At 73.1% G+C, this 11,912-nt stretch carries 9 protein-coding genes; 5 read left to right on the top strand and 4 right to left on the bottom strand.

Going from position 1 to position 11,912, the window contains the following annotated elements:
* Positions 1-71: 71 nt before the first annotated feature.
* On the bottom strand, positions 72-485 hold the full coding sequence (locus tag OG580_RS22050) for a hypothetical protein (protein WP_267045387.1): 414 nt from the start codon (positions 483-485) through the stop codon (positions 72-74).
* A gap of 193 nt (positions 486-678) precedes the next feature.
* Between OG580_RS22050 and OG580_RS22045 the strand changes: the two genes are divergently transcribed.
* Entirely contained in the window at positions 679-2,070 is a 1,392-nt protein-coding gene (locus tag OG580_RS22045) for an SWIM zinc finger family protein (protein ID WP_267045386.1), read from the top strand.
* Positions 2,071-2,107: 37 nt separating this feature from the next.
* Entirely contained in the window at positions 2,108-3,865 is a 1,758-nt protein-coding gene (locus OG580_RS22040; RefSeq protein WP_267045385.1) for a DUF5691 domain-containing protein, read from the top strand.
* Between the two features lie 177 nt (positions 3,866-4,042).
* Here the strand turns inward: OG580_RS22040 and OG580_RS22035 are convergent, their stop codons facing one another.
* Positions 4,043-4,450, bottom strand: a complete 408-nt coding sequence (locus tag OG580_RS22035) for a cobalamin B12-binding domain-containing protein (RefSeq protein WP_267048076.1) — start codon at positions 4,448-4,450, stop codon at positions 4,043-4,045.
* A gap of 302 nt (positions 4,451-4,752) precedes the next feature.
* Between OG580_RS22035 and OG580_RS22030 the strand changes: the two genes are divergently transcribed.
* The gene (locus tag OG580_RS22030; RefSeq protein ID WP_267045384.1) at positions 4,753-5,574 is read left to right on the top strand and encodes a triacylglycerol lipase; all 822 of its coding nucleotides are present in this window, start codon (positions 4,753-4,755) and stop codon (positions 5,572-5,574) included.
* A 227-nt stretch (positions 5,575-5,801) separates the two neighbouring features.
* Entirely contained in the window at positions 5,802-7,409 is a 1,608-nt protein-coding gene (locus tag OG580_RS22025; protein WP_267045383.1) for a M23 family metallopeptidase, read from the top strand.
* Positions 7,410-7,527: 118 nt separating this feature from the next.
* Here the strand turns inward: OG580_RS22025 and pcrA are convergent, their stop codons facing one another.
* The gene (gene pcrA, locus OG580_RS22020; RefSeq protein ID WP_267045382.1) at positions 7,528-9,975 is read right to left on the bottom strand and encodes a DNA helicase PcrA; all 2,448 of its coding nucleotides are present in this window, start codon (positions 9,973-9,975) and stop codon (positions 7,528-7,530) included.
* A gap of 80 nt (positions 9,976-10,055) precedes the next feature.
* A complete protein-coding gene (locus tag OG580_RS22015; protein ID WP_267045381.1) occupies positions 10,056-10,409 on the bottom strand; it encodes a hypothetical protein in 354 nt (117 codons plus the stop codon).
* A gap of 345 nt (positions 10,410-10,754) precedes the next feature.
* On the opposite strand from OG580_RS22015, the gene OG580_RS22010 reads away from it, so the two are divergent.
* Positions 10,755-11,903, top strand: a complete 1,149-nt coding sequence (locus tag OG580_RS22010) for an NlpC/P60 family protein (RefSeq protein WP_267045380.1) — start codon at positions 10,755-10,757, stop codon at positions 11,901-11,903.
* The last annotated feature ends 9 nt before the right edge of the window (positions 11,904-11,912 follow it).

Here is an 11,912-nt window from a genome sequence, read left to right as displayed (position 1 = left end):
GCACCATGCCACTGACAGTCGGCCGTCACCGCTGGTCAAGGGCGCCGCGAGGGGCGGGAGGTGAGAGTGGGTCAGCCCACGATCGGGGAGACGGCGACGCAGCCGCCCGCCATCGCCTGCTCGCCCTTGGCCTCCTTGATGACCTTGCCCTGGTAGATGACCTTGCAGGTGAGGTCGGCCGGGTCGAGCGAGATCGGCATGACCGCCGGCGGCATGATGCCCTGCAGCTTGACCGTCTTCTTCCACGGCAGGGCCGGCTTCTTCTCCGTCTCGACCTTCGGCGCCATGGCGGTGCCGTCACCGGCGTTGTAGTCGATGGAGTCGACGCCCTTGCCGCTGACCTCGTACGTGACCTCGTAGGACTCGGAGATGGTCTTGTCGACCTGGTCGGCGGCCTTCTCGGCCGCCTCCGAGCAGGCGCCGAGGCCGAGGGCGAGCCCTGCGACGGCCAGGGCCGAGACGGCGGTACGGACGGTGCGCTTCATGACGGGGTTCCCCTGGACAGGTGTGCGGATCTTCGGTCCCGCGCAGAGAACCGTAAAGGAAGAGTAAAGTCAAGTTGCTTTTTCGGTCACCCGGGGGGTTCCGGCCAGTCGCCTACCGTCCGTTCTCCGGATCGACCGGTCCGCCGAGCGAACGGTCCGGGCGTTGTCAGTGGCGGCGTCTACGGTCGGTGACATGAATGCCATGGGGGTGCGCTGGACGGTCGAACAGGTGCTGGCACTGGCTCCTGACGACGCCTCACGCCAAGCGGGGAGCGCGCTGGGCGCGGCCGGGCCGTGGTCGGACACGGGCCGGGGCGAGGGGGCCGTCTGGGGGCGGTGCAGGGGCGGCGGCGGTCGGTCGTACGAGACGGTCGTCGACACCACGGGGCCGGCGTACGCCTGCGCTTGCCCCAGCCGGAAGTTCCCGTGCAAGCACGCGCTGGGACTCCTGCTGCTCCAGGCGTCCGACGGGACGGCGGTCACGGACGGCACCCCGCCGGAGTGGGCGGGACCGTGGCTCGCGAAACGGCGGGAAGAGGCCGGGAGCCCGGCCCGGCCTGCCGGCCCCGGAGCCCCCGGAGCCCCCGGAGGCCCCGGAGCCCCCGGGGCCTCCGGGGCCTCCGGGGCCACGGCGGACCCCGAGGCCGCGCGGCGCAGGGCCGAGCGCAGAGCGGCACGGATCACCGCGGGCGCGCTCGAGCTTGAGCAGCGGCTCGCCGACCTGATGCGCGGCGGCCTGGCGGCGGCCGAGCAGGCCGGGTACGGCCTGTGGGAGGAGACCGCGGCCCGCATGGTCGACGCCCAGGCACCGGGGCTCGCGGGCCGGGTCCGGGAGCTGGGCGCGATCCCCGGCTCGGGGCCCGGCTGGCCCGTGCGCCTCCTGGAGGAGTGCGCGCTGACGCACCTCCTCGACCGCGCCTGGCTCACCGCCGACCTGCTGCCCCCGGCCCTCGCCGCGACCGTACGGACCCGGGTCGGCCTCACCGCCCCGGCCGACGGCGTCCCGGTGCGCGACCACTGGCTCGTCCTCGCGCAGTACGACACGGCCGACGCCCGGCTGACCACCCGGCGCGTCTGGCTGTACGGCGCCACGAGCGGCCGCACGGCGCTCGTCCTCTCCTTCGGCGCGGCCGGCAGACCCCCCGGCCTGGCGCTTCCCGTGGGCGCGCTCCTCGACGGCGAACTCACGCCGTACGCGGGCGCCGGCCGGCTGCGCGCGGAGCCGGGCGAGCACTTCGTCCCGGTCGACGGCCGCGTATCCCCGCCGCCGGGCGGGTCGGTGGGCGAGGCCCTCGACGCGTACGGACGGGTGCTGAGCGAGGACCCGTGGCTGGACTCCTGGCCCGTGACGCTGAGCCAGGTCGTACCGGCACGGGCGGAGTACGGCTGGCAGCTCGCCGACGCGGACGGCCGCGAGGCCCTGCCGCTGACGCCCGCCGCCCAGAACCGGCCCGGGCTCTGGCGGCTCGTCGCCCTGTCCGGCGGCGCGCCCGTAACCGTCTTCGGAGAGTGCGGCCACCGGGGCTTCACGCCCCTCGCCGCCTGGTCGCCGGAGGCCCCGACCGAGACGGTCCCCCTCATATGACGGCCCGCCACCTCCCCCGACCGCACGGAGGCTCCCGATGACCACGCGCGCGACGACCCCCACCCCGTACTCCACAGGCCCCGATGCCGGACCCGGCACCTCCTCCCACGGTGACGACGGCGCCCGCATCTGGGAGGAGCTCGTCACCTCCGCGCTGCTCGGCACGGACCGGCGAGCGCCCACGGGGCCCGCCAGGGCAGCGAGCACGCACGTGCCGGATGCGGACAAGGCAGGACGCCCGGACGGGGCTGGACCGGACGGGGCTGGACCGGACGGGGCTCGACCGGACAGGGCCGCCGCGCTGCTCGACACCGCCGCGCTGCACACCGTGCGGCGCCGTGCCGGGCTGCGCCCCGGGCCCGCCGCGCCACCGCCCGCGCCCGCACCGGAGGACCCGCGCCGGCCGCTGCCCGAGGCGGCCCGGAGACGGCTCGACCAGCTCCTCGCCGGACGGGCCGCGCCCTCACCCGCAGGAAGGCGCGGGGCCGCTCCCGACCTCACCGAACTGCTCCCCCAGTGGCTGGCCCTCGCCAACGAGCGCGGGTACAAGGCGCCGCCCGCCACCCTGCCCGCCCTGCTCGACGCGGCCAGGGCCCGTACCGATCTGCGGCCCCTGGCCCTCCGGCTGGCCGGGCCGCGCGGTCTGTGGCTGGCGGGGCTCAACCCCGAGTGGCGGTTCGCCCTGCGCGGGGCGGGCGCGGGCGGGCGGCTCCCGGGCCTCGATGACACCGAGGGCGTCAGGACCCTGTGGGACGAGGGCCTGTTCGCCGAGCGGATCGCGCTGCTCGCCGCCGTACGGACCGAGGACCCGGCCGCCGGTCTCGCGCTCCTCACGTCCACCTGGTCCGCCGAGCGGGCGGAGGACCGGCTGATGTTCCTCGACTCGCTGCGGACCGGGCTGTCCGACGCGGACGAGGAGTTCCTGGAGGCGGCCCTCGGCGACCGCAGCCGTAACGTCCGCGCCACCGCCGCCGAGCTGCTCTCCGCCCTGCCGGCCTCGGCGCTCGCGGGTCGCATGGCGGGGCGGGCCGCCACCTGCGTCGGCCTCGACCGGACGGCGGAGTCGCCCACGATCTCCGTCGAGGCGCCGCACGAGTGCGACGCGGCGATGCAGCGGGACGGGCTCGCGCCGACCCCGCCGACGGGGCGGGGCGAGCGTTCCTGGTGGCTGGGCCAGCTCGTGGAGGCCGCACCGCTCTCGTGCTGGCAGGCCAGGTTCGGCGGACGGGCTCCGGAGGAGATCGTGGCGCTGCCGGTCGCCGACGACTGGCAGGACGAGCTGCACGCCGCCTGGTGCCGGGCGGCCGTACGGCAGCGGGACGCGGCCTGGTCGCGCGCGTTGCTCGGCGCCCCCGCGACCCCGCCGGCGACGGGCCCCGGCACCTCGTCGCTGGCCGAGCGCGCCCAGCTCCTGGCGACGGTCCCGGCGGACGAGCGGGCGCGCTGGGTCGCCGACTTCGTCGCGGCGCACGGCCTGTCGGAGGCGTTCCAGCTGCTCGGCGTCTGCGCCGTCCCGTGGGCCGAGCCCCTGGGCGCCGCGGTGATCGACGCCCTCGACAGCGCGCGGGACGCGGGCAGTTACCCGTGGAGCTTCAGCGGGGTGATGGGCCTCGCGGAGCGCTGCCTCGCCCCGGAGGCCGCGGCGCGCCTCGACCCGCTGACGGCCCTGCCCGACGAGGAACCGGACACGTCCCCGGGCGCGGGCGGCTACTGGGCCGAGGCGTTCCAGCGGCTGGTCTCCACGCTCCGGCTGCGAGCGGCCATGCGCGCCGAACTCGTCGGAACCGACACCTGAAACCGACACCTGAAACCGGCACCCGACACCGTGCACCGGCACCGGCACCGACACCGACACCGGCACCGGCACCGGGCACTTGGCACCCGGCATCGCCCCGCTCTGAAGACGGGCCGCGATACGGCGAAGGGCCCTCCCCGGAGGGAGGGCCCTGGCAAGCGACGTGCGGGAAGCGGATCAGACCGCCACGCGGACGTTCGCGTTCACCCAGTCGACGATGGACGCGGTCGTCGCGCCCGGAGTGAAGATCTCCGCCACACCCTTCTCCTTCAGCGGAGCGATGTCCCCGTCGGGGATGATGCCGCCGCCGAAGACCTTGATGTCCTCCGCGTCGCGCTCCTTCAGAAGCTCCAGCACCTTCACGAACAGCGTGTTGTGCGCGCCCGAGAGGATGGAGAGACCGATGGCGTCGGCATCCTCCTGGATCGCGGTGTCGACGATCTGCTCGGGCGTCTGGTGGAGACCGGTGTAGATGACCTCCATACCGGCATCGCGCAGAGCCCGCGCGATCACCTTGGCCCCGCGATCGTGGCCGTCGAGACCCGGCTTGGCCACCACCACGCGGATCGGACCGGTCACACCCATCACTGCCTCCACATGCGACCCCCGCGCCTGATTGCCGGGGAGGTGAACGAACGTTATCGCCAGCATCCCGCAAGCGGCCGTTTCGCGGTGGCGAGCGAGGGGGAAATCACACGTGGGACATGTTCGCTCTGCGCCGTTCCCCGCTTTCGGGCCCTCCTCCTGGGCCCACCAGCCGCAAGCGGGGGCCGGTCGCAAGGGAGCCGCGACGAGGTCGCCGTATCCCCGTGCCGCCGTCCGTGCGGCGCGGAGGTACGGCGCGCCTCTGCACCACCCGGCCCCGCGTGCCGCTCGGGAGGTCGGCGATGGAGCTCTCCAAGGTCACCGCCCTGATGAAGGCCACTGCCTTGGAGCTCGCGATCCTCACCGGGCATCTCGTCCTCTACCCGTCCGGAATCACGGCCGAGCGCCCCTCCCCCGCTGATCGCACCGACCCCGGCGATCCCCTCGCCCCCTCCGCGACGATCACTCCGGGTACGCGCCCGGTCGTCCTCCTGCACGGCTTCGTCGACAACCGCTCCGTGTTCGTCCTCCTGCGCCGCACCCTCACCCGGCACGGCGGCCGCGACTGCGTCGAGTCGCTCAACTACTCGCCGCTCACCTGTGACCTGCGGAGCGCCGCCGAACTGCTCGGGCGCCGGGTGGAGGAGATCCGCGCGCGTACGGGACACGCCGAGGTCGACATCGTCGGGCACAGCCTGGGCGGGCTCGTCGCCCGTTATTACGTACAGCGTCTCGGCGGTGACACCCGGGTGCGCACCCTGGTCATGCTCGGCACCCCGCACTCCGGCACCACCGTGGCCCCCCTCGCGGACGCGCATCCGCTGGTGCGGCAGATGCGCCCCGGCTCGGAGGTGCTGCGGGAACTGGCCGGTCCGGCGCCCGGCTGCCGGACCCGGTTCGTGAGTTTCTGGAGCGATCTCGACCAGGTGATGGTGCCGGTGGAGACCGCGCGGCTCGACCACCCCGACCTCCTCGCGCACAACGTGCGCGTCAGCGGCATCGGCCATCTCGCGCTGCCCGTCCACCCGACCGTGGTCGCCGGCGTCCTGGAGGCCCTGGACGCCGGCGGGCCGCTCGCAGAGGAGGCTCGGGACGGGGATCCGGGCGCCGCCTCCGTCGCCTGACGGCGCACCACCCCCTGTTCTTCGAACGTTTCTCGAACACAAGGCCAAAGCTCTCTCCGCGAGCTGGCGAAACACAGCCGATTGCCCGTTTCCTACGGCTGCAAACCCCTCCGAAGATTGTCGGTTGCGTATACCGCCGGGTACAGTCGCGCCACTGCTTTCCCCCGGGACACCCCTCGTCGGGCCCGCCCCGGACTGGTCCTGCTGCCGAGGCGAGAGAGACGTTGGTGAACGACCAGCACCCCCACGCCGGGTACGTCGGAGACGGCACCCACGCCACTGGCAGCTTCGCCGTCGACCCGCTGTTCGGCGCCTACGCCGCCGGCCAGGCCGACCACAGCGGCCAGTGGGAGTTCGGCCAGTACGGGATGACCGGTCAGTACGACACGACAGGGCAGTACGACACCGGCGGACAGCAGTACGCCACCGCCGGGCAGCAGCAGTACGACACGACGGGCCAGTGGGACACCACGGGCCAGTGGCAGAACATCGACCCGTACGCCGGCGCCACCCCGCAGTACGACCAGGGAACGCCGTACGACCAGGCGACGCAGTACGCCTCCGCCACGTCGTACGACACCACCACCCCGTACGACGCCGCCCCCTCGTACGACACCACCGGCCAGTGGGACGCCTCCGCCTGGACCGAGGCCCAGCAGACCGGCCAGTACGAGACCGTCCACTCCGGCGCGTACGCCGCGCAGGGAACGTTCGGGTACGAGTCCTACGACGCCACCGGCCAGTGGGCGGCCCCCGCCTTCGCCACCGAGACCGGCACCTACGACGCGACCGCCTGGAACCAGGCTGTCGCGGAGGCCGAGCCGGTCGTCCCCCAGCAGTACAGCCCGCAGATCGAGCACACCGCCGAGTTCGCGTTCGACTTCGACCCGGAGCCGGCGGCGGACACGGACACGGACGCCGTCGAGGCCGACGCCGCCGATACCGAGGCCGCGTACACGTACACCGAGGACGTCGCCGAGGAACTCCCCGACGCCCCCTCCGACGACGAGCCCGCCGACGAGCTCCGTACGGAGTCCCCGCTCGCCGCCCGCCCCGTGCGTCGCTCCTCCGGCGGCAGCCGCGGCCGGCGCCGTACCCCCGCCAAGCGGTCCGCCCTGCTGACCGTCGCCGTGCCCTCCGCCTGCGTCATGGGCGTCGCCGGCATCGCCGCCGCCTCCGTCAGCGGCCTCACCGGCACCACCACCGACGCCGGCAAGAAGGACGACACCACCAGCCTCGCCGCGGCCGACCCCGGCTCCGTCAAGCAGGTCGCCGCCAACAACGCGCTGGACACCCAGCTCGCCGCGCTCAGCGAGGACGCCCGCGACTTCGGCGACCGCGCGAGCCGCACCCAGGAGCGCATCGACCTCCGGATCCGCCAGGACGCCGAGAAGAAGAAGCGCGAGAAGGAAGCGGCCCGCAAGGAGGCGCTGCGCCCCAAGTTCGTGCTGCCGGTGGAGCTGCACCGGCTCAGCGCGCGCTTCGGCCAGTCCGGCGTCAACTGGATGTCCGTGCACACCGGCATCGACTTCCCCGTGCAGACCGGCACGCCCGTGATGGCCGCCACGGACGGCACCGTCCGCACCCAGCTGAACAGCGCCTACGGCAACATGGTGATCGTGACCGCCCCCGACGGCACCGAGACCTGGTACTGCCACCTCAGCAGCGCCAAGATCCGCTCCGGTCACGTGAAGGCCGGCGACGTCATCGCGTACTCCGGCGACACCGGCAACTCCACCGGCCCGCACCTCCACTTCGAGGTCCGCCCGGGCGGCGGTTACGCCATCGACCCGCTGGCCTGGCTGCGCAGCCACGGTCTCGACCCGACCAGCTGACCTTCCCCCGTACGAGAGCGGGGCCCCGGCCACAGCCGGGGCCCCGCTCTCGTCGGGTCCAGGGGGTGTCTTGGCGAGCCCGGCCTGATCGGCAAGACACCCCCCAGGGGGACGCCCCCTACAGCTTCTCGACCGGCGCGTACCGCAGGAGCAGCCGCTTCGGCTTCTCGTCACCGAAGTCGATCGTCGCCTGGGCGTCCGCGCCGACCCCCGTCACCGCCGTCACCGTGCCCAGACCGAACTGGTCGTGCGTCACGCGGTCGCCGATCTGCAGGGAGATCACCGGCTTCTCACCGGCGCGCCTGGTGGCGAAGCCCGAGGGGCCGGAGCGCGCGCGGGACGAGGAGAGCGAGGAGGTGATGCCCGAGGTCGGCCCGGCGGGCTTCGCCATCGGACCGGTCCGCTTCCACTCCAGGTACGCGGGCGGGATCTCCTCGAGGAAGCGCGAGGCCGGGTTGTACGAGGGCTGGCCCCAGGCGCTGCGCATCGACGAGCGGGTGAGGTAGAGCCGCTCGCGGGCACGCGTGATGCCGACGTACGCGAGGCGCCGCTCCTCCTCCAGCTCCTTCGCCTGCCCGAGGGCGCGCATGTGCGGGAAGACGCCGTCCTCCATGCCGGTGAGGAACACCACCGGGAACTCGAGGCCCTTGGCGGTGTGCAGCGTCATCAGGGTGATGACGCCCCGGCCTTCCTCGTCCTCGTCCGGGATCTGGTCGGAGTCGGCGACGAGGGCGACCTTCTCCAGGAACTCCGCGAGGGTCGCGGGCTCCTCGCCGCGCTCCTGCTCGAATTCGAGGGCGACGGCGGCGAGTTCCTGGAGGTTCTCGATCCGGGTCTCGTCCTGCGGGTCGGTGGAGGCCTGGAGCTCGGCCAGGTAGCCCGTCCGCTCCAGGACGGCCTCCAGGACGACGGCGGGGCCCGCGCCGGACTCGACGACCGTACGCAGCTCGTCCATCAGCGCGTTGAAGCGCTTCACGGCGTTCGCGGAGCGCGCGGCCATGCCGTACGCCTCGTCGACCCGCTTGAGCGCCTGCGGGAAGGTGATCTTCTCCCGCAGGCCGAGGGCGTCGATCATCGCCTCGGCGCGCTCGCCGATGCCCCGCTTGGGGACGTTGAGGATGCGGCGCAGCGGGACGTTGTCCTCGGGGTTGGCGAGGACGCGGAGGTACGCGAGGACGTCCCGGACCTCCTTGCGCTCGTAGAAGCGCACGCCGCCGACGACCTTGTAGGGCAGTCCGACGCGGATGAAGATCTCTTCGAAGACACGGGACTGGGCGTTGGTCCGGTAGAAGACGGCGACGTCGCCGGCCTTGGCCTCGCCGGTGTCCGTGAGCCGGTCGATCTCGTCGGCGACGAACTGGGCCTCGTCGTGCTCGGTGTCGGCGACGTAGCCGGTGATCTGCGCGCCCGCGCCCGCGTTCGTCCAGAGGTTCTTGGGACGGCGGGACTCGTTGCGCTCGATGACGGCGTTGGCGGCGGAGAGGATCGTCTGGGTGGAGCGGTAGTTCTGCTCCAGCAGGATCGTCGTCGCGTCCGGGTAGTCCTCCTCGAACTGGAGGATGTTGCGGATGGTCGCGCCGCGGAAGGCGTAGATCGACTGGTCGGCGTCGCCGACGACGCACAGCTCGGCCGGGCCGAGGTCCTCGTAGCCGGTGCCGACGAGCTCCCGTACGAGGGTGTACTGGGCGTGGTTGGTGTCCTGGTACTCGTCGACGAGGACGTGGCGGAAGCGGCGGCGGTAGTGCTCGGCGACGTCGGGGAACGCCTGGAGCAGGTGGACCGTCGTCATGATGATGTCGTCGAAGTCCAGGGCGTTGGCCTCGCGCAGCCGCGCCTGGTACATCCGGTACGCCTCGGCGAGCGTCTTCTCGAAGCCGTCGACGGCCTGGTCGGCGAAGGACTCCTCGTCGATCAGCTCGTTCTTGAGGTTCGAGATCTTGGCGCTGAACGACTTCGGCGGGAACTTCTTCGGGTCGAGGTCCAGATCACGGCAGACCAGCGACATCAGCCGCTTGGAGTCGGCGGCGTCGTAGATCGAGAAGGAGGAGGTGAAGCCGAGCCGCTTCGACTCGCGGCGCAGGATGCGGACGCACGCGCTGTGGAAGGTCATGACCCACATGGCGTTGGCGCGCGGTCCGACGAGCTGCTCGACGCGCTCCTTCATCTCGCCGGCGGCCTTGTTGGTGAAGGTGATCGCCAGTATCTGGCCGGGGTGGACGTGCCGCGTGCCCAGGAGGTGGGCGATGCGGTGGGTGAGCACCCGGGTCTTGCCGGAGCCGGCGCCGGCGACGATGAGCAGCGGGGTGTCGGTGTGCACGACCGCGGCGCGCTGCTCGTCGTTCAGCCCGTCCAGGAGCGCGGCGGGGTCCACGACGGGCCGCGCGGCGCCGTCGCGGTAGTACGCGTCCCGGGGCGGGGGCGCGTCGAAGTGCTCCCCGAAGAGGTCGTGCGGGACCTCCTCCGGGGCCGGGGCGCCGTGCTCGTGGTCCTCGGGCGGGGGCGGGGCCTCCCCCGAGGAGTGGTTCTGGAGGCCGGCCAGGAAGCTGTCGTCAAAGAGGCTGCTCATCGCCTCACGAGTCTAGGACGCCCCACCGACATCCGGGTCCGCCTTGGGGAGCCGCCTTCGTCACCCGCCTGCGGAACGGGTCACACCCAGAGGGTCGCGATGAAGATGTTCGCCGTGGTCAGACCGCCGACGGCGGCGAAGAGGCCCTTGTCGACCGTCTCCTCGTCGCGCTTGACGTAGACGAGACCGAGGACGACGACGAGCACGGCCAGCTTGATGCCGATCTTGATGTTGTTCACGGTCTGGTCGTCGGCCTGGTTGAGGCCGACGAGCGCGACGCCCGTGATCAGCATGGTCAGCGCGCCGTGCAGCATGGCCGGGGTGAAGCGGGCCGTACCGGCGCCCATCGCCTTCATCTGGGTGAGGAATCCGCCCAGCAGGGAGGCGATGCCGATGATGTGCAGGGCGACGAAGACATTGATGAGTACGTCCATGGGGCGGAGCCTAACCGGGCCCCTAGCACCGCTCTGCGGGCGGGGCCACCGCCTCCGTCGCTTCGGTCGGTCGTCCTCCGCAATGTCCCCCGGATCGTCGTCCCGGGCGAAAGAGATCGGTCCATGTGCGACAACTGCCGCCAGTAGCGGTCAACTCACTGCCGGGGCGTGACCCCGAGGTTTAGCGTCCTCCAGCAGGTGGCCGGCTCCCACCACCGCCGGTCGCCCGGCGGCTGCCGGTCATCCCCGCCAGGAAAACCCGGCGGCGGTCCGTCTCCCCTGTGCGGACCGCCGTCGGCCCGGCGGGCACCGTCCCCCCGCAGGCAGAGGATGTGACCCGCCCTCGTGGCAGCGCACCGAAAACCCAGGCAGTCCCCCCTCGGTGGTCAGGCGGTCCGCACCGCCGCCACGCTCGCCCTCGCCTCCGCGGCGACCGCGACGCTCTTCGAGGGCTCCGGGCACGCGGACCCCCGGCTCACCACCGCCCAGGTCAAGGCGAAGGTCGACCGCCTCTACGAGGAGGCCGAGGTCGCGACGGAGAAGTACAACGGGGCGAAGGAGCGGGCCGACGAGGCGCGCGAGGCGTTCGACCGGCTGCGCGACGAGGCCGCCCGCAGGACCGAGCGGCTCAACACCGCACGGGACGGGCTCGGGGCCATGGCCGCCGCGCAGTACCGCTCGGGCGGCCTCGACCCCGCCGTACAGCTCGCCCTCACCTCCGACCCCGACGAGTACCTGGAGCGGGCCGCGCTCGCGGAGAAGGCCGGGAACCGGCAGGCGGCGGCCGTGACCGCCGTACGGCGCGAGCTGGGCGCGATCCGGCAGCTGCGCGCCGAGTCGGCGAGCAGCCTCGCCGCGCTGCGCGGGCACGAGACGGAGCTGCGGCGGCAGAAGACGGCCGTCCTCGGCAAGCTGGAGGCGGCGCGGACCCTGCTCGCCCGGCTGACCGCGGAGGAACGCGCCCGGTACGACGCCGCCGTCGCGGCCCGGAACGGCACCGGCTCCCAGGGGAACAGCGGGTCGGGCGGCACCGGCGGTACGAGCGGCACGGACACGTCCGGAGAGAGCGGCGGGACCGGCGTCTCGACCCCCTCGCGCGCCGACCGCTCCTCGGGGGGCGATCGCACCCCGGTGACCGCCCCGAACAACCGGGCCGCCGAGGCGATCTCCTTCGCCCGCTCCCAGCTCGGCAAGCCGTATGTGTGGGGCGCGACGGGCCCGTCCGCGTACGACTGCTCGGGGCTGACCCAGGCGGCCTGGCGCGCGGCCGGCGTCTCCCTTCCGCGCACCACGTACACCCAGATCAACGCCGGGCAGCGGGTCTCCCGCTCCCAGCTCGCCCCCGGTGACCTGGTCTTCTTCTACTCGGGGATCAGCCATGTCGGTCTCTACATCGGCGGCGGCCAGATGATCCACGCCCCCCGCCCCGGCGCCCCGGTGCGGATCGCCCCGATCGACGAGATGCCCTTCGCCGGCGCGACCCGGGTGAGCTAGGGCGTCAGC

Origin of the sequence: Streptomyces sp. NBC_00094 (assembly GCF_026343125.1) — a bacterium.
Taxonomy (GTDB): Bacteria; Actinomycetota; Actinomycetes; order Streptomycetales; family Streptomycetaceae; genus Streptomyces.
This window is presented reverse-complemented; position numbering and strand designations above follow the sequence as displayed.